The organism is Rhodanobacter ginsengiterrae (assembly GCF_050026815.1).
GTDB lineage: Bacteria > Pseudomonadota > Gammaproteobacteria > Xanthomonadales > Rhodanobacteraceae > Rhodanobacter > Rhodanobacter ginsengiterrae.
In genome coordinates, this window is sequence record NZ_JALBWO010000046.1 from 16,233 (window position 1) to 34,423 (window position 18,191).

Genomic DNA, 18,191 nt, shown 5'->3' on the forward strand with positions numbered 1-18,191 from the left:
GTGCCGCCCCGATCAGCCCTTGCTGCCGTGCTGGTGATGGCGCGCCACCACTTCGGCCACCACCATGCTGACCTTCTTGCCGGTGGGGATATGCAGGAATTCGTTCGGACCGTGCGCATTGGAATGCGGCCCCAGCACGCCGGTGATCAGGAACTGCGCCTGCGGGAATTTCTCGCCCAGCATGCCCATGAACGGAATGCTGCCGCCCTCGCCCATATAGGTAGCCGGCGCACCGAAATAGTGCTGCGAGGCATCGCTGACCGCCTGCTCCAGCCATGGTGACAGCGCCGGGGCGTTCCAGCCCGAACCGTCCTTCTCCAGCGTGAAGCTGACCTTGGCACCGTACGGCGGATCCTTCTCCAGCAGTTGCTTGACGAACTCGCCGGCCTTGGCACCACTCAGGGTGGGCGGTACGCGCAGGCTCAGCTTCACCGAGGTGAACGGGCGCAGCACGTTGCCGGCGCTTTCCAGCGGCGGGATGCCGCCGATGCCGGTGACCGCCAGTTGCGGGCGCCAAGTGCGATTGAGCACCAGCTCGGCCAGGTCCTTGGTGACCGGCTGCATGCCGTCGACCCACGGAAACTTGTCGTAGATGTCGTCGCCCAGCACTTCGGCGGACAGTTTCGCCTGATCGATGCGCTGCTGCGGGATCTCGACGTACAGCTCCTTCGGCTTGATCGTGCCGGTGGCCGGATCCTCCAGTCGCGACAACAGCTCGCGCAAGATGCGGAAGCTGGACGGCACCACGCCGGAGGCGTCGCCCGAATGCACGCCTTCTTCCAGCACCTGCACGCTGAGGTTGCCGCCGGTCATGCCGCGCAGCGAGGTGGTCAGCCACAGCTGGTCGTAGTTGCCGCAGCCCGAATCCAGGCACACCACCAGCGACGGGCTGCCGATGCGCGCGGCCAGGTGGTCGACGTAGAACGGCAGGTCGTAGCTGCCCGATTCCTCGCAAGCCTCGATCATCACCACGCACCGTGCGTGCGGGATGCCCTGTTCGTGCAGCGCCAGCAATGCCGCCAGCGAGCCGAAGATCGCATAGCCGTCGTCGGCGCCGCCGCGGCCGTACAACTTGTCGCCCTTGAGCACCGGCGTCCACGGACCCAGTCCGTCGGCCCAGCCGGTCATCTCCGGCTGCTTGTCCAGGTGGCCGTACAGCATGACGGTGTCGTCGCCCTGACCCGGCACCTCGATATAGATGAGCGGCGTGCGCCCTTCCAGCCGCACCACTTCCAGCGTGGCACCCGGCAGTTGGCTCAGCTTGGAGTGCGCCCAGGTTTCCATCAGCTTGACTGCCGCATCCATGTAGCCGTGCGCCACCCAGTCCTTGTCGAACATCGGCGACTTGTTGGGAATACGGATGTATTCAACCAGCTGCGGCACGATCTCATCGTCCCAAAGGCCGCTGACAAAGCGCGAGAGGCGGGCAGTATCCATGGGTTTCACTCCAGCAGGCGAACAAGAGCGCGATTGTACCAGTGCGTCTCCCGTGCACCGACAGACGCCCGGAAGCCACCCACAGGCGAAGGCGAGGATGGCGCACGCCAGCTGCGCGCGGACTCCGACTGTGCGCACTCCCGGGCGCGGCGCCATAGTGCGTCGGCGGCACCCGGATGCCGCCACCACCGCCCAAGGAGAAAGGACATGTTCAACAAACTCGCCGCTGTTGCGCTCGCGCTGGCTGTCGCCCTGCCCGGCCTGTTGCTGGCGGCCACCCCGGTCAATATCAACCAGGCCGATGCCGCCACCATCGCCAGGTCGCTGGACGGCATCGGCAAGTCGAAAGCCGAGGCCATCGTGGCCTGGCGCGAGGCGCACGGCCCGTTCAAGAAGGCTGACGACCTCAAGCACGTCAAGGGCATCGGCAAGGCCACGATCGAGCGCAACCGCTCCGCGATCCAACTGGGCGCGGACGAGGGCGCCGAAGCGGTCGCGCGGACCGAGGCACCGGCCAAGGCCAAGCCGGCCCACAAGAGCAATCCGGCCGCCAGCGAGGAATAATCCCGGGCACGGCAGCAGCCAGGCGGCGGGGTCCATGGCGGGCCGCGCCGCTTGCGTTACACTCGCGCGCCCATCCCACTGCTGCCCCGGTCATGATCCTGCCGCGTTATCACATCGCCGCGTCCGCCATCCGCGGCGCCGGCAACGGGTTGTTCCTGGACGAAGCGGTCGCCCGCGGCAACATCCTCACCGCGCCGGACGGCATCACGCAGACCTTCCGCTACACCGAGATCATGGCCACGCCGGCACTCCGCGCGCAGTTCCACGCCAGTGCCCGCTGGTTCGAGGATCGCTATACGTTGTCGCCGGACTGGCCGGACGAGTGCTACATCAACCACAGCTTCGCGCCCAACGGCCTGTGGCACCTGGGCTTCGTGTTCGCGCTGGCCGACCTGCCTGCCGGCAGCGAGATCACCGTCGATTACCGGCACCTGCTGCCGCCCGGCCAGGCCGAGGATTTTGTCGATTCGGTCACAGGTGAGACAATCACCGGATTGTCCTGGCAAGAAAGCCTCGCCAGCAGCACTCGTGCACTGGCCGAACTGCTGGCTGCCACCCCGCCCCGGACGTGACGGCTGATCGTGATGTTTGATATCCCAACTATTGAAACGGCGCGCCTGCGCCTGACCGCGCTGACCGAACGCCATTTCGACGACTACGCGACCATGCTGGCCGATCCCGCCAGCACGCGCTGGATCGGCGATGGCCAGCCGCTGGACCGCACCAACGCCTGGCGCTCGCTGGCGATGCTGCTCGGCCACTGGCAACTGCGCGGCTGCGGCATGTGGGCGCTGGAGCTGAAGGACAGCGGCGAGTTCATCGGCCGCGCCGGCCTGATGTACCCCGAGGGCTGGCCGGACCTGGAAATGGGCTGGATGCTCAAGCCCGAGCACCGCCACCAAGGCTATGCCACGGAAGCGGGCAATGCCGTGCTGGAATTCGCCTGGAACCATTTGCACGCACAACGGGTGATCAGCCTGGTGCGTATCGGCAACGAGGCTTCCGACCGGGTCGCCGAGCGACTGGGTGGCGAGCACATCGAAGACATGGACTTCTACGGCAGCCACAGCCACGTATTTGCCTACTACCCGCCGCACCGCGAGCATCGTCGCGCCTACGGCTGAAAGCCGCCGCGGATGCGGCGGAATCCGGCAAGTCACCCACGGGTTGCGGAGGGCACCAAGGCCCTCCGCCATCAAGTCACAGCGCCGGCGGCAACCCGCTGCCGCTGCGGGACGAGACCAGCGAACGTGCCACCTCGGCCAGCGCGAACAATCGCGCCACGCGAACCCAGCCAATCGCCAGCACCACCAGTTGGGCCAGCAGCACAGCCAGCACCAGCCCGACCGCGCCGACCGCCGGCGTATGCACGCGCCCGATACCGATCAGCATGGCGATCGCGTAGCCGATCACGCTGATCAGCAGATAGCTGAGCAAGGTGCTGAGCGGACGACGCAGCAATTGCATGAAGCCGCGACCCAGCGCCCGCGTGGCCGAGCGCAGCCCGCTGTCGGCGATGAAGGCGGCACGGCTGGACTCGACGATCGACTGCGCCAGCACGAACAGCACGCCGGCAACGAACAAGGCCAGGTGCGAGGTCCGGTCAGCCTGTGACTGCAGCACGGCCTTGTCGCCGGCGTCATCGGCCATGTGCATCGCCAGTCCGATCAGCGCTCCCATCACCACATAGGGCAGGATCGACCACAGCATCAGGCGGAACATGCGGCCGTACTCGACGATGCCGCACTGAAGCAGATGGCTGAATCCGAGCGTACGCCCTGCGCGCCCCGTGCCGATCACCATGCCGTTGAGGAAGGGTGACAGCAACGCGGTCAGCAGCACGCCCAGCAAGGCGATGCCGTTGAACCAGCTGGACATGTTCAGCGTCGACATGGCGTCACTGAACATGGTTCCGCTGAACCGCGTGGCCCATGCCTGGGCATGGATCGAATGATCGATCGCGCCGCTCAGTGCGCTCCAGAACGGCAGGCTGACCACGGCAGTCGGCAGCAACAACAACACTACCCACAGCAGCAGCAGACGCCACTGCATGGCGGCAAACGGCGCGCGCAGCAGGGCAGCCGAATCCACGCGGCGTGAAATGCGTCCTGTCTTCATCACAGCGTCCCCATCAAGGCGTAGAAAGTCTGAAAGAAGGAGGCGACATCCGCACTCCAGCGGCGCGAGGCGGTTCCATCAGCCTTGATGGTCCGACTGTCGTTCAGGCTGTTCGCATCCAGCACGATCTGCTGGCCGGGATCGACCGTGGCCGATACCGCCTTGACCGGCTTGATGAAGCTGATCCGCTTCCAGCGGCTGGCATCGTCCCAGTGCACCGTTTCGCTGCTGTCATCGGCAAACTTGACCAGCACGGTGCGCGGCACGGCCGCACCGGTGCGGCGCACGGTGATCGTCGACAGCCACGGATACGGACCGCCATGTCTGGCGTCCTTGTGGGCCTTTTTCCAGGCCGTGCGCGCGTCGTCGATCTGCTTGTCGATGTCCTTTGCGGTCAGCGTGACGCGCTTGCCGTCGCGCACCTCGGTGCCGGTGCGCGGCACCTGCTCCTCGTTGTCGATCGAGACCACGCTGGCATCGACCTTGTCGGTGCCATAGACCTGCGAGGCAAAGATCGCGTTCACCAGCTCCGGCTTGCCCGAACCCTCGGCCAGCGCATCACGCAGGTCGGCGGCATCGGGATGGCGGAACTTCCAGCGTTCGTAATACAGCTTCATCGCCTTGCCCATCACCTCGTGACCGAGCAGGTTCTCCAGCGTGCGCATGGTGGCCGCGGTACGCGAATACACCGAGCCGTAGCTGCTGCTGGACATGCGGTCCCACGAATTGGAGTCGAGCGAATCGGCGGGCACGCCGATGCCGACGACACCGGACAACCGCTCGGCCTCGAACGGAGTCAGCCGCGGTGCAAAACCCAGCTTGCTCAGCAGCGGCGTGGTGACCCAGATGTCCTGCTTGCGATCGACCAGCATGCGATCGTCCCAGTACTCGTTCATGCCCTCGTCGAGCATCGGCTCCTCGAACTCGTTCGAACCGAGCAGGCCCATGAAATAGCCATGGCCGAACTCGTGGATGGTGACGAAATCGATCGCATACTGGCTGACCGTGTCGGGGGTGATCCTGTCGTAACCCTCGGCGGTGAAAAACGTCGGGTACTCCATGCCGCCTGCCTCGCCGGCGTTGTACGGCGGCACCACGGCGGTGACCGTCTTGTACGGATACGCTCCCAGCGTGTCGGAGAAATAGCTCAGCGAATCGGTGGTGGCCTTGAGCACCGGCTGCGCGCTCGCCTCGTACTCGGGCGGGTAGATCACCTGCACGTCGACCTTGGGGCTGCCCGGACCGGTCCAGCTGGTGCGCTGCACCTTGTAGCCCGGCGCGGCAACCCAGGCGAAGTCCTCGACATCGTTCTGCACGAAGTGGTGGGTGAGCTTGTCGCCGTCGGCCACCGGCGCGCCCAGTTCCTCGCCCACCGCGCCGACGGTATAGCCCTTGGGCACGGTCAGCTTGACGTCGTAGTTGCCGTAATCGGCGTAGAACTCACTTTGGAAGTGGAATTCGTGCGCGTTCCAGCGCGGCGCCGTGGCACCGCGTTCACCGGGCAGCTCCAGCACGGCGATCTTCGGGAACCACTGGCCGACCAGATGGAAATCGCCGAACCAGCCGGTGCGCTCGACCACGCGCGGCAGCTGGTCGTGGAAGTCGATATCCAGACTCAGCGTGCCCTGCGCCGGCACCGCCTGCGGCAGGTCCAGCTCGACCACCGTCTTGTCGGTCTTCGGACCGCCGTCGGGCTGCACGAAACGCCAGCTCACGTTCTGGCCGCCCTGCTGCACCTTGTTCAATTCGATGTAGCCCCACTCGCCCTTCTTCAGGCTGGCGTTGCCGCGCGAATGGCCGCTGCCGGAAAACATCCGGCGCTCGGTGAAGAACGTGCTGCCCGGGCCCTCGAAGGCATTGAGGTACAGGTGCAGATAGATCCTGCTGACCGGCTGGTTGCTGCGGTTGCGCCAGGTCATCGTCTGCTTTGCGTCGACCGTGTGCTTCGCTGGATCCAGCGTCGCCTGGATGGTGTAGCTCACCACCTGGTCGGACAGCGTGGCCGGATGCGCGCCGCGCGGACCGCCCCACGCGTCGGGCGCGCTGGGCACCTGGAAGTTCGCCGCGTTTGGCGCAACAAACGGAATGTCGGCAACGACCGGACTGGCACCGGCCGGCGCACTGGCCGTGGTGCTCGCCGAGGCAGGCGCCGATGTCTGTGCCCACGTCATCACCGGCAACACCGCAACCGACAAGGTTACGGCACACAGGTATCCCCACTTGCGTGCAATTGGCCGCATGGCGTCACTCCCCTGGACAATCCGTACAGATTGCGCCCGCCAGGGAAACGACACATAGGCCATTGGTCATGCGTCCCGTGCGAAAGTTCCTGCCTCACGCAACGAGGGGCCGGCATCAGTACACGTCGCGCCGATAGCGTCCCTGCTCGCGCAACTGATCGACCTGGCGCGCTCCCAGCAGGTCATGCAATACCGCATCGACGCCCGGCGCGAGTCCATCGAGGCTGCCGCAGACATACACCGCCGCGCCCGCGTCGACCCACGCCCGCAGTTCGTCGGCGGCCTCGCGCAGTCGCTGCTGCACATGGATGCGTTCAGCCTGGTCGCGCGACCAGGCGAAGTCGGCGCGCTCGATCCCGCCATGCACCATCCAGTTTTCGATGTCTTCGCGATAGAGAAAATCGCGTGCCGCCTGACGTTCGCCGAACAGCAGCCAGTTGCGCCGATGGCCGGCCGCGATACGGGCCTTCAGCAAGGCGCGCAACGCGGCCAGCCCGGTACCGTTGCCGATCAGGATCAGCGGACGCCCATCGCGCGGCGCGTGGAAGTTCGTGTTGCTGCGCACGCGCAGCGCGATCTCGGCGCCGATCGGCGCGTGTTCGGTGAGCCAGCCCGAGCCGAGGCCGAGATAGCCACCGCGACCACGCATCTGGCGCACCAGCAGATGGACCGCAGCGTCCTCCGGCAGCGAGGCGATCGAATACTCGCGATGGGGCAGACGCCGCAGCAGCGCAGCGGCGGCCTGCTCGTCCAGCCCGTCGACCTCGCCCGCCTCGGGCAGCCGACAGCGCGCCAGCAGTTCGGCCAACGGCAGTCGCTGCCGCTCGAACAATACCGGCACACACCCATCCATTCCCCGTGCCGACAACCAGTCCGCTACCCGCTGCGCCGGATGGCAGGGACCGATCTCGACCAGGTCGCCGGCCTGCCAGCTGGCGCTGCCCTGCAAGGGTTGCAGCGCGAGGTGAAAACACGGCTCACCGATGCTGCCGCCATTGAGCAGGCGGCGTTCGGTCAGGCGCCAGCGCTGATACTTCGGCGCCTGCCAGTCCGGCAGGTCGCTGACCCCGGACAGCGTCGCCAGGTGGTGCTGCCAGTGACGCAGGCTGGCTTCGTCCTCGCTGTCCACTTCCACCGGATCGAACAGCGCCTGCGCCCCGCTGGCCTGCAGCCACCGTTGCAGTTGGCGACCGAACCCGCAGAAGTCGTCGTAGTCGCTGTCGCCCAGCGCGAGCAGAGCGTAGCGCAGGCCGGCGAGCTCAGCCGGCTGCTGCATGGCCAGCCGGCTGAACTTCAACGCCATGTCCGGCGGCTCGCCATCGCCGGTGGTGCTGGCCACGATGAGCACGCGGCCCGCGTGGCGCAGGTCGTCGGCGGTTACGCTGTCGATGCCGTCCACCCGCGCCGGGATGCCGGCGGCCTGCAGGCTCTGCAGGGTCCGTCGTGCCAGCTGTTCGGCAAAGCCGGTCTGGCTGGCATAGATCACCCGCACGCTGACATCCGCCAGCGCGGCGCGCGCGGCGCCGGCCGTGTGGGTGATGCGCGACTCCACCGGAGTCATCGCCACATCGAGCACGCCGGTCGGCTTGCACTGCGCCGACGCTCGCCGATGGCGCAGCCAGCCGAACAGGGTCAGCCAAGCGAGAATTTCCAACGCACCGGCCAGCCAGCGTTCGCCGCCCGGATCGCGCCAGACCAGTCCATCCGCCTGCAGCAGCAAGAGCAGCACGCAGAGCAGGCCGAAACCAGCCAACAGCAGCGCGCTGCTGGCCGTTGCACCTTTTTCCGTCACTTCGCCGAGTGGCTTCATGGCTGCAGCTGCGCGACAAAGACGGGCGACACGCGCTGCTCGAAACCCTGTGCGGTGTGCACGATCACCAGCACGGCCAGACCGCGCTCGCGCGCCACGGCCGGCCGCCGGGTCTGCACCCGTGCGCCTTCAACTCGCCTCGCACCTCGACCACCAACGACCTCACGCCCATCCGCTGGAGATAGCGACCCACGGCGACGTGGGCATGCCGCCGCTCCTCCAGCCAGTCGGTCAGCGCGAACAGCAGCAGCCCGATCAGGCACAGCGCCGAGCTGATCCAGTGTCGCTGCAGCACTTGCCGTATCCAGAACGCACGGCGTCGCGAGTGGAGTGATTCGGCAGGTGGTTGCAGCTGACCCATGGATGTCCGTGTTTCGTGCGCTGCCGCCTCCGCCGGGAACTGTGGCGGACAAGCGGGGTCTTGATGAGCGCAGAATGATTGTATTCGGAGCGACCCGAACAGGTCGTCATTAGATAGTAAACAAGAATCAATCGCAACTACGGCCGGCACGAAACACGCCCGCCTGCTGCGTTCATCCATCCGCGGAGTATCCGGTGCGCATTCTTCTGGTCGAGGACGACTCCTCCATTGCCGAAGGCATCTGTGCGTCGCTGCGTCATGGCGGTCACGCGGTGGACCATGTCGCACGCGGCAACCACGCGGACGCGGCCCTGCGCGATCACGATTACGACCTGCTGGTACTGGATCTGGGCCTGCCCGCGCTCGACGGCGGCGAGGTGCTCAAGCGGTTGCGCAGCCGCGGCACCAGCATGCCGGTACTGGTGGTCACTGCGCGCGACGGCCTGAGCGAGCGCATCCGCGTGCTCGACCTCGGCGCTGACGACTATCTGGTGAAACCCTTCGCGCTGGCCGAATTCGAGGCGCGCGTGCGCGCCCTGCTGCGACGTGCCGGCAGCCAGGGCAAACCCGAACTGCAACTGGGCCGGCTGCGGGTGGACCTGCCCGGCCATCGCGCCTGGATCGAGCAGACGCCGCTGGATCTGACTGCCCGCGAATTCGGTCTGCTGGAGGCGCTTGCCCTGCGTGCCGACCGGGTGACCAGTCGGGCGCAGCTGGTCGCCGCCCTGTGCGACTGGGACCAGGAACTGACCGACAACGGCCTGGACATCGCGATCCATCGCCTGCGCCGCAAACTGCGCACCAGCGGCACTGGCGTGCGTACCATCCGCGGACTGGGTTACCTGCTTGAAGAAATGGACGAGACCGGGAACGCTTCTGCATGAGTTCCTCCCGTCTTCCTTCCTCGCGCCCCAGCCTGCGCCGGCGACTGCTGCTGCTGTTGCTGATTCCGATGGGTGTCCTGCTGCTGCTGGATGCCCTGCTGAGTTATGGCGTGGCACTCACCTACTCCAACCGCGTGCACGATCAGGACCTGCGCGAGGATGCGCAAACCCTGGCAACCATGGTCGGCAACCAGCAGCTGGGCGACGAATTGTCGCCGCAAGCGCGTTTCCTGCTGGAATACGATCCGGGCGGCCGCAGCTACTTCAGCGTGCGCAGCAACCTGCACGGCCTGCTGGCAGGCAACGAGGCATTGCCGCAGCCCGCGCAGGTGCCACCCATCGGTGCGCGACCGATCCTGTATGACACGAAACTGGCCAAGCGCGCCTTGCGCGCCGCGACCGTGCAGGTCGCGGCCACCCACGACCCCGGCGACAATCTGGTTGTGACCTTTGCCGAAACGCTGCATGAGCGCCATCAGCAGGCCCGCGACATCCTGCTGCTGGCGACGGTGATGCAGACGCTGCTGATCATCTGCGTGCTTTCGCTGGTCTGGTTCGGCGTGGGCCGCGGCCTGCGCGTGCTGGAACCGCTGACGGCACGGCTGGCCGCGCGCAGCCACGAACTGACCCCGATCGACGCCGTCGACGTACCGGCCGAAATCCAGCCACTGACGCAGACCATCGACGCGCTGTTCGGGCGTCTGCGCAACATGCTGGCACTGCACGATCGCTTCATCGCCGACGCCGCGCACCAGCTGCGTACGCCGCTGGCCGGCCTGAGCCTGCATGTCGAACACGCGCTGGCCGATCCACGACCGGAGGCGGTGCACGACGCCCTGCAGCACATCCAGCGACTGACCCGGCGCGCCACCCGCACCTCGACGCAACTGCTGGCGCTGACGCGGGCGCAGACACCGTCGCTGGAGACCGGGGAGAATCAACTGCTCGACCTGGCCCGATTGATTCCCGATGCCGTGGCGCAACGCGTGCACGAGGCCATCCGGGCAGGCGTGGATCTCGGCTACGAGGGCGCTGCCGAGGCACGCCCGATCGTCGGCGATGCCGCCTGCCTCAACGATTTGCTGGACAATCTGATCGACAACGCCGTGCGCTACGCGGGTCGGGGCAGTGTGGTCACCGTCAAGCTGCGTGGACTTGCCGATGGCGGCACCAGCCTCAGTGTCGAGGACGATGGCCCCGGAGTACCCGCAGAATTGCTGCCCCGCCTGAGCGAGCGCTTTTTCCGCGCCGCCGGCAACAATGAAGAGGGCAGCGGACTGGGACTGGCAATCGTCCAGCGCATCGCCAAGCGGCATAACGCCAGCGTGACCTGCGAGCTGGTCGAGCCACACGGTTTGCGTGTGGAGGTGCGCTTCCACCCGTCTGCCTCGCCGCACGGCACGCGACTGGACGACAATCTTCAAGGCGATGATCCGGCTTGAGCCGGTTGCTCGCTATCATTGCAAAGTGGAAAGAAAGCTTTCCCTGCCACAATCCTGCCAATCCGTGGAAACACCACAGGGAATCCGAGCACCGTGCTACACCGATTGACCAAGGCCGCATGGAGCAACCGCTGGCGTACCTGGCTTTCCGTCACTGCGTTCACCATGCTTGCCGGCTGTGCGGCGCCGCTGCCCCGACTGACGCCGCCCATACCCCCGCAATGGCAACACCAGATCGCCCGGGACCAGGCGCAGCCGACCGACCTGCATGGCTGGTGGCATGCCTTCAACGACGCCACGCTCGACGCTCTGGTCGAGCGTTCAGTGGCCGGCAATCTCGACCTAGCGCAGGCCGCCGAACGCCTGCGCGCCGTGCGCGTGATGCACGCGAGTTCAGGCGCGCGCTACCTGCCCTCGCTGCGCGCCAGCACCAATGACGTGATCGATCCCGATGCCAGCGCTTCCTATTTCCTGGTCGGCTTCGATGCCAGCTGGGAGCTCGGCCTGTTCGGCCGCGCCGAGGGGACCCGGCGCGAGGCACAGGGCCAGCTCGACGCCGGCATCGCCGACCTGCGCGCCACCCGCGTGACCCTGGTGGCCGAAGTGGCGCGCGAATGGATCAACCTGCGTACCGCGCAGCAGCAGGAACAACTGTTGCTGCGGATCAGCGCGTCGCGCCGACACGCCCTGCAACTGGCGCAAACGCGGCAACAGCTCCAGCTCGCCGCACCCGACGCGACAGACCGCGCCCAGGTCGCGCTCGCCCAGGCTGAATCGGCCCTCATCGCGCCACGTGAGGCGATCAACGCCAGCGCTTGGCGACTGGCGGTGCTGCTCGGCCAGAACCATCCCGACCCGAGCTGGCTGCAGGCAGGCCCGCCACCGGAGCTGGGCAACTGGGAAATCGACAGCACCCCGGCCAACCTGCTGCGCAGCCGGCCGGAGATCGCCCGCGCCGAGGCCGATGTGTTGAGCGCAGCGGGTGAGCTGGCGACAGCCCATGCCGACCGGTTCCCGCGGATTGGCCTGGGCGGCTCGATCAACTGGTCCACCGACATCAACAACAACCATCGACGTTCCACCACGCCGAATGCGATCGCTGCGTTCGGGCCGGAGATAAGCATTCCGCTGTTCGACTGGGGCATTCGGCTGGCTGCGGAAAACGCTCGCGATCATCAACTGAAAGCCAGCGTGCTGGCCTACCGACAAGCGGTGCTGCAAGGTGTAGCTGAAGTGGAGACCGCGCTCGGCAGCGTGCAGCAACAGCGGCTGCGCGAACAGCACAGCCGGCAAGCCTGGCAGGCATTGCAACGGGTCGATCAGTCGACGCAGAAGCGGGCCGCCCTGCAACTGGCCAGTCCGCTCGATCGCAACGAAAGCCGGCTCGCCGTGGACCAGGCCGCACTCGACCTGGCCGACGCCCGCGCCGGGCACGACCTCGCCTACGTCGCCCTGTTCAAGGCACTCGGCGGCGCACCGCTGCCAGCCTCCGGCGATCCGGACGAGACCGTGGAAGTTGTTCCGGCCGCAGGCACTGCCGCCAAGGCCCGGCACTGATGGTCGCGCTCGCCCGCAAGACGCTGATCTACGAGTGGCGACGCTTCCTGCCGGCAATGCTGGCGGTCGGTTTCGCCGGCCTGCTGCAGTTGCTGCAGATCGCCCTGGTGCTGGGCATCTTCGGCAGCACCAGTCTGTACGTCACCGGTTCGTCGGCCGATGTCTGGGTGGGTTACCCCGGCACCCAGAGTGTCGGGCTTGGCCGCTCGATCGATGCCGACGTTGAATCGCGCATGCTGACCGACCCGCAGGTGCAGCGGGTCGAACCGTATCTGTGGGTCGACGGCGACTGGCGCGGGCCACGTGAGACGGGTGGCGTATCGGTATTCGTTTCGGGCATCGATCCGGCGGCCGACGCCCTGATGTTTTCCAGGGTGTTGCCGCCCGCCCTGCGGGCCAGGCTGACCGAACCGGACGCGATCATCATCGACCGTTCCGCGCTGGACCAGCTCGGCGTCGGCATTGGCCAGAGCGCCACCATCAACGGGCGGCGCGTGCGGGTGGTCGGCATCAGCACCGGGTTGCGCGCGCTGGGCGGAGTCAACGTGCTGTGCTCGCTGGATACCGCGCGACGGCTGGACAATGACGCGGCCGACAACGGCCCGACCTACCTGGTCGCCAGCCTGCGCGATCCCTCCCAGGCCGGCGCGGTGGCGGCACGCCTGCGTGGCGCCACGTCGTTCGGCCCTTATACGGCCTGGAGCGCCAGTGATTTTGCCAGGCAATCGGTGCGCTACTGGTTGTTCGACACCGGCGCCGGCGCCGGCGTGATGTTTCTCGCCGGCATCGTGTTCCTGGTCGGGGCGGCGATCACCAGCCAGACCCTGATCGCCGCGGTCAACGGCTCGATCCGCGAGTACGCCACCCTCAATGCACTCGGCGTGGGCGTGAGCGCCTTGCGCAAGGTGGTGCTGGAACAGGCGTTCTGGGTCGGCGCGCTGGGGCTGCTAGGCGCCAGCGTGCTGGGCATCGTGCTGCTGTTGCTGGCGCGCAGCCAGGATGTGCCGGTGGTGCTGAGCGTACCGGCCGCGCTGATCTGCATCGCGCTGGTGATGGGGCTGGCGGCGGTGTCCGGACTGGCCGCCATGCGCAGCCTGCGCCGCGCCGATCCGGCGACCTTGCTGAGATGAGCGCAATGCATTCCACCCATGCCATCGAAGCGACACCTCCGTCCGCGCTGCAGGCCACGGAAGTCAGCAAGGCGTTCGTCTCCGGCCAACAGCGCACGCAGGTGCTCGATCGACTCACCTTGAGCATCGAGGCAGCCGAACTGACCCTGATCTCCGGACCCTCCGGCTGTGGCAAGAGCACCTTGCTGGCGATCCTCAGCGGCCTGCAGCAAGTCGATGGCGGCCGGGTACATGCGCTCGGCAGCGAACTGGGCCAGCTCGACCTGCGTGAGCTGGAGCGCTTCCGCCTGCAACACACCGGCTTCGTGTTCCAGGGCTTCAACCTGTTCCCCGCGCTCAGTGCGTTCGAGCAGGTCGAGCTGCCGCTGAACCACATGGGGCTCACCCGCACCGAGGCGCGTCGGCGCGCCCGGCAGTCGCTGGAAGAAGTCGGCCTGGCACAACGCATGCTGCTGCGTCCTTCGGAGCTGTCCGGTGGCGAGAAGCAACGCGTGGCGATCGCCCGTGCGCTGGCCAAGCAGCCGGAACTGCTGTTCGCCGACGAACCCACCAGCGCGCTCGACGCCGCCAACGGCCAGATCATCATCGACATCCTGCACCGCATCGCGCACTCCCACGGCACCACAGTGCTGTGCGTCAGCCATGATCCACGCCTGGTCGTCCACGCCGACCGCGTGCTGGCGATGGAAGACGGCCGCATCCTCAGCGACCGGCGCAACCATGCGCCACTTTCCGATCCCGAGGGAATTCCTTCATGAAGCCGTTCGCGTCATTTCACTCGCGGCATCTGCCACGGCGGCCGCACGCCGGCGGTCTCGCGTTCGCCGTTGCCGTGTTGCTCGCCGGCTGCTCCGCCGCCGATGCGCCGCCCGCCGGCAACGCCCAGCCCACGCCGGCCTACGCCGCCGTTGCCCGTGGCCGGATCGACATCGAAGGTGGCCTGCTCAACCTGACCATGCCGCGCGAGGGCATCCTCGCCAGCGTCGACGTGCATGAGGGTGAACAGGTCCGCCAAGGACAGTTGCTGGCCACGCTGGATACCGAGCCGGCCCGGCTCGCCGTGGCGGGCGCCCAGGCGGAACTGGAGCAGGCGCAGGCACAGTCGAAACTGCTCGACATCAAGCTGGCCGCCGCCAGACAACGTGCGCAACGGCTCGCCGCGGCGGTCGCCGCCGGCGCCGGCGATGGCCAGAGCGCCGACGATGCACGCGAGGCAGCCGCCCTGCTCGACGCCGATCGGCAAGCCAACCGCGCCGCCATCGACATCGCCAGCCAGAAGCTCGACCAGGCCCGCTACGAGGTGAAGCAGCGCAGCCTGTTCGCGCCGTTCGGTGCCGAGGTGATCCGGGTGGCGGCCCAACCCGGCGCCAGCGTGTCGTCTGCCACGGGGCCGCTGTTCGTGCTGCTGCCGCAAAAGCCGCGGATCGTTCGCGCCGAGCTCAACGAGAGCTTCGTCGGCGCGATCCGTCCGGGCATGCCGGCCGAAGTCGTGGCCGACAGCGCGGGCAGGCCCGCCCCGTGGCCCGCGCACGTCTTGCGCATCGGCCAGATCTACGGTCCGGCGCAGCTCGAGAACGATCCACAGGTCCGCGCCAACGCGCGCACCGTGGAGTGCGTACTCGCCTTCGACCAGCCGCAGACATTGCGCATCGGCCAGCGGGTGATCGTGCGCTTCGGCGCCGCACCGGTCGCCGCCACGGCGTCATCGAAAGACTGAGGAAACCGCGCTCTGGCACGCTGTTAACCCAGGATGGTGAGCGTGTGCCCGTTCGCCGCGAAAAACGCAGGACGATTGAGTGATCCAGCAAACCGACTTCTTCTTCGAGGGTGGCCGCAGCGGCGTGTTGCTGATCCACGGACTCACCGGCACGCCGATGGAAATGCGCCTGCTCGGCAAGGGCCTGAACCGGGCCGGCTTCACCGTGCACGGCATGCAGCTGGCGGGTCACTGCGGCAACGCCGAAGACCTGCTCGCCACCGGCTGGCGCGACTGGTACGCCAGCGTGCAGGCGGCGGCCGACGAGATGCTCGGCAAGGTCGACCACCTGTTCGTTGGCGGGCTGTCGATGGGCGCGTTGCTGGCGCTGAAGCTGGCCGCGGATCGCCCGCGGCAGATCGCCGGCGTCGGCGTGTATGGCGCCACCTTCCGCTACGACGGCTGGAGCATCCCGCACATGGCGCGACTGTCGTTCCTGCTGCCGCTGCTGAAGAAGCTCGGCATCGGTCGCAACCGCAGCTTCATGGAACAGCCGCCCTACGGCATCCGCGACGAGCGCCTGCGCGCGCAGGTCAGCACGGCGATGCTCAGCGGCGACAGCGCCGCCGCCGGCCTGCCCGGCAACCCGTGGTATTCGCTGGCCGAAATGTATGGCCTGGCCGCCGACGTGCGGCGGCAGTTGGCGCAGGTGCATGCGCCGTGCCTGGTCGCGCACGCCAGTGACGACGACGTGGCCAGCGTGAAGAACGCCGAGCTGGTGATGCGCGGCGTCAACGCGCCCACCGAACTGCTGCTGCTCGACGACAGCTACCACATGATCACCATCGACAAGCAGCGGCGCACCCTGATCGAACGATCGGCCGCGTTCTTCGATCGCATCGTTGCCGCCGACAGCGCCCAGCGCATCGCCGCCTGAGCATGCCCGTGACCGGCTCCCTCTCTGCCTTGGTGGTCGGCCTGTGGCTGCTCAACATCGTGCTGGACACCGGTGGCCAGCTCGCCTTCAAGGCGGCCGCCGGCGATCCCGCCGCCGGTGACGGGCTGGCACGCTGGAAACACATGGCGGGGCGCCCCTGGCTGTGGTTGGGCGTTGGCTGCTACGTGATCGAATTCCTGGTGTGGATCGCCTTCCTGTCGCTGATCCCGCTGTCCGAGGGCGTGCTGCTGGGTTCGATCAACATCGTGGCGATCATGCTGGCCGGACGCTTCCTGTTCGGCGAGAAGCTGACCCGGCTGCGCGTCATCGGCATCGCGCTGGTGACGCTGGGCGTGGCCATCGTGGGGCTCGCCGGATGAAGCGCTTCTACCTGTTCGGCTTCCTGCTGCTGATGGCCTTCGACACGCTGGCGCAGGTCAGCTTCAAATATGCCGGCAGCCAGGCGCTGCCGGTGCAGGCCAGCGTGGCGTGGCTGTTGCGCGTGTTCGGCCAGCCGTGGGTCTACGGCGCGGTAATCGGCTACGTCGGCGCGTTCTTCACCTGGATGGCCTTGCTCAAGCACGCGCCGATCGGACCGGCCTTCGCCGCCTCGCACCTGGAGGTGGTGTCGGTGATGCTGCTGTCGGTCTGGCTGTTCGACGAGCACCTCACCCTCGCCCGCGTGCTGGGCGCCAGCGCAATCATCGCCGGCATCGTCTGCCTGGGCCTGGCGGAAAGCCGCGAACAGGTGCCCGAGGCGGAGTCCGCTCCGGCACAAGCCTGAGCGCTCCGCTACGCTGCGCGCATGCTGCCCCGTCGACACGAGTTGCCCCCCACCGCCGGAATGCCGCTGCGGCTGGGTGACCTGCGTCCGGGCGCGCCGACCCTGGCCGCCGAGATCGCCGCACAGCTGGGCACGCCACCGCTGCAACTGGAATGTTCGGGCACCGCTTGCCTGCTGATCGCGCTGACCACCTTGCGCGAACGCCACCCGCAACGCCACCGCGTGGTGGTGCCGGCGTTCACCTGTCCGCTGGTGGCGATTGCCGTGCACGCCGCCGGACTCGAATTGCATCCGTGTGACCTGCGCGCCGGTCACTACGACATGGACCCGGCCGCCCTGCGCGCGACCTGCGACGAACGCACGCTGGCAATCATCCCCACCCATCTGGCTGGTCGGGTCGCCGACGTCGCAGACGCGCTGGCCGTGGCCCGCAACGTCGGCGCGTACGTGATCGAGGATGCCGCGCAGGCGCTGGGCGCACGTCGTGCCGGTGTCAGCGTCGGCCTGGCCGGTGATATCGGTTTCTTCAGCCTGGCGGCCGGCAAGGGATTGTCGATCTACGAAGGCGGCCTGCTGCTGGCGCGCGATCCGCAGTTGCGCGAGCAGCTCGCGCGCACCGCCGCACGCATCGTGCCGCCCAGCCTCGGCCGGGAATGGCGACGCAGCATCGAACTGCTCGGCTATGCCGCGTTGTATCGGCCGCGCGGCCTGCGGCTGGCCTACGGCAATCCGCTGCGGCGCGCCCTGCGGCGTGGCGATGAAGTTGCCGCCGTGGGCGACGATTTTCCGCTGACGATTCCGCTGCACCGGGTCGGGCGCTGGCGACAGGCCGTGGGCGCACGCGCGGCCATTCGCCTGCCGGCATTCCTCGACCAGCTGTCCGCGCAGGCGCGACATCGCCTGCCGCGGTTGCGCCAGATCGCCCGCATCGAGGTACTCGATGACCCGCCCGGCACGCAAGGCACCTGGCCGTTCTTTCTGCTGTTGCTTCCTGCCCGCACGCATCGCGACGCCGCGCTGGCCCGGTTGTGGTCATCCCGCCTCGGTGTCAGCCGCCTGTTCATCCATGCCCTGCCCGACTATGACTATCTGAGGGACATCGTGCCCGCACAGGCAGTGCCGCATGCCCGCGATTTCGCCGCGCGCAGCCTGACCATCGGCAACAGCTTGTGGGTGGACGACGAGGAGTTCGAGACGATCTGCCGCACGCTGGAGGCCGTGTTGGCCTGAC

Annotated in this window: 17 protein-coding genes and 1 pseudogene; 13 read left to right on the plus strand and 5 right to left on the minus strand. The window is 67.5% G+C overall.

Going from position 1 to position 18,191, the window contains the following annotated elements; translation table 11 throughout:
• Positions 1–12: 12 nt before the first annotated feature.
• The gene (locus ACQGNJ_RS04525; RefSeq protein ID WP_426688046.1) at positions 13–1,437 is read right to left on the minus strand and encodes a M20 family metallopeptidase; all 1,425 of its coding nucleotides are present in this window, start codon (positions 1,435–1,437) and stop codon (positions 13–15) included.
• Positions 1,438–1,644: 207 nt separating this feature from the next.
• Between ACQGNJ_RS04525 and ACQGNJ_RS04530 the strand changes: the two genes are divergently transcribed.
• The 3 genes from ACQGNJ_RS04530 (at position 1,645) to ACQGNJ_RS04540 (ending at position 3,125) form a co-directional block, all read left to right on the plus strand.
• Positions 1,645–2,001, plus strand: a complete 357-nt coding sequence (locus ACQGNJ_RS04530) for a ComEA family DNA-binding protein (RefSeq protein ID WP_426688047.1) — start codon at positions 1,645–1,647, stop codon at positions 1,999–2,001.
• 92 nt (positions 2,002–2,093) lie between these two features.
• A complete protein-coding gene (locus ACQGNJ_RS04535) occupies positions 2,094–2,573 on the plus strand; it encodes an SET domain-containing protein-lysine N-methyltransferase (protein ID WP_426688048.1) in 480 nt (159 codons plus the stop codon).
• 12 nt (positions 2,574–2,585) lie between these two features.
• Positions 2,586–3,125: a GNAT family N-acetyltransferase gene (locus ACQGNJ_RS04540; RefSeq protein WP_426688049.1), complete on the plus strand. Its 540-nt coding sequence runs from the start codon at positions 2,586–2,588 to the stop codon at positions 3,123–3,125.
• A 76-nt stretch (positions 3,126–3,201) separates the two neighbouring features.
• Here ACQGNJ_RS04540 and ACQGNJ_RS04545 read toward each other — a convergent pair whose 3' ends face one another.
• The 4 genes and pseudogenes from ACQGNJ_RS04545 to ACQGNJ_RS04560 all read right to left on the minus strand — a co-directional run.
• Complete coding sequence (locus tag ACQGNJ_RS04545; RefSeq protein WP_426688050.1) at positions 3,202–4,119, minus strand: hypothetical protein; 918 nt, start codon at positions 4,117–4,119, stop codon at positions 3,202–3,204.
• On the minus strand, positions 4,119–6,359 hold the full coding sequence (locus tag ACQGNJ_RS04550) for a M1 family metallopeptidase (protein WP_426688051.1): 2,241 nt from the start codon (positions 6,357–6,359) through the stop codon (positions 4,119–4,121). The genes ACQGNJ_RS04545 and ACQGNJ_RS04550 overlap by 1 nt, the downstream gene beginning before the upstream one ends.
• A gap of 115 nt (positions 6,360–6,474) precedes the next feature.
• Complete coding sequence (locus ACQGNJ_RS04555) at positions 6,475–8,169, minus strand: flavodoxin domain-containing protein (protein ID WP_426688052.1); 1,695 nt, start codon at positions 8,167–8,169, stop codon at positions 6,475–6,477.
• Between the two features lie 229 nt (positions 8,170–8,398).
• A pseudogene (locus tag ACQGNJ_RS04560) lies at positions 8,399–8,530 on the minus strand (PepSY-associated TM helix domain-containing protein); the annotation flags it as partial.
• Positions 8,531–8,724: 194 nt separating this feature from the next.
• Between ACQGNJ_RS04560 and ACQGNJ_RS04565 the strand changes: the two are divergent.
• The 10 genes from ACQGNJ_RS04565 (at position 8,725) to ACQGNJ_RS04610 (ending at position 18,190) form a co-directional block, all read left to right on the plus strand.
• Positions 8,725–9,414, plus strand: coding sequence for a response regulator (locus ACQGNJ_RS04565; protein ID WP_426688053.1), 690 nt, complete (start codon positions 8,725–8,727; stop codon positions 9,412–9,414).
• Complete coding sequence (locus tag ACQGNJ_RS04570; RefSeq protein WP_426688054.1) at positions 9,411–10,856, plus strand: sensor histidine kinase; 1,446 nt, start codon at positions 9,411–9,413, stop codon at positions 10,854–10,856. The genes ACQGNJ_RS04565 and ACQGNJ_RS04570 overlap by 4 nt, the downstream gene beginning before the upstream one ends.
• Positions 10,857–10,949: 93 nt before the next feature.
• On the plus strand, positions 10,950–12,413 hold the full coding sequence (locus ACQGNJ_RS04575) for a TolC family protein (protein ID WP_426688055.1): 1,464 nt from the start codon (positions 10,950–10,952) through the stop codon (positions 12,411–12,413).
• The gene (locus ACQGNJ_RS04580) at positions 12,413–13,543 is read left to right on the plus strand and encodes an ABC transporter permease (RefSeq protein ID WP_426688056.1); all 1,131 of its coding nucleotides are present in this window, start codon (positions 12,413–12,415) and stop codon (positions 13,541–13,543) included. The genes ACQGNJ_RS04575 and ACQGNJ_RS04580 overlap by 1 nt, the downstream gene beginning before the upstream one ends.
• A 5-nt stretch (positions 13,544–13,548) precedes the next feature.
• Positions 13,549–14,301 (plus strand): ABC transporter ATP-binding protein, encoded by a 753-nt coding sequence (locus ACQGNJ_RS04585; protein ID WP_426688057.1) that lies wholly within the window; start codon positions 13,549–13,551, stop codon positions 14,299–14,301.
• The gene (locus ACQGNJ_RS04590) at positions 14,298–15,260 is read left to right on the plus strand and encodes an efflux RND transporter periplasmic adaptor subunit (RefSeq protein ID WP_426688058.1); all 963 of its coding nucleotides are present in this window, start codon (positions 14,298–14,300) and stop codon (positions 15,258–15,260) included. Before ACQGNJ_RS04585 ends, ACQGNJ_RS04590 begins: the two co-directional genes overlap by 4 nt.
• 79 nt (positions 15,261–15,339) lie before the next feature.
• Positions 15,340–16,176 carry an alpha/beta hydrolase gene (locus tag ACQGNJ_RS04595; RefSeq protein ID WP_426688059.1) on the plus strand — a complete coding sequence of 279 codons (837 nt, stop codon included), beginning with the start codon at positions 15,340–15,342 and terminating at the stop codon, positions 16,174–16,176.
• A 2-nt stretch (positions 16,177–16,178) separates the two neighbouring features.
• Complete coding sequence (locus tag ACQGNJ_RS04600; protein WP_426688060.1) at positions 16,179–16,556, plus strand: DMT family transporter; 378 nt, start codon at positions 16,179–16,181, stop codon at positions 16,554–16,556.
• Entirely contained in the window at positions 16,553–16,960 is a 408-nt protein-coding gene (locus tag ACQGNJ_RS04605; RefSeq protein WP_426688061.1) for a DMT family transporter, read from the plus strand. The genes ACQGNJ_RS04600 and ACQGNJ_RS04605 overlap by 4 nt, the downstream gene beginning before the upstream one ends.
• A gap of 21 nt (positions 16,961–16,981) precedes the next feature.
• Entirely contained in the window at positions 16,982–18,190 is a 1,209-nt protein-coding gene (locus tag ACQGNJ_RS04610) for a DegT/DnrJ/EryC1/StrS family aminotransferase (protein ID WP_426688062.1), read from the plus strand.
• Position 18,191: the final 1 nt, after the last annotated feature.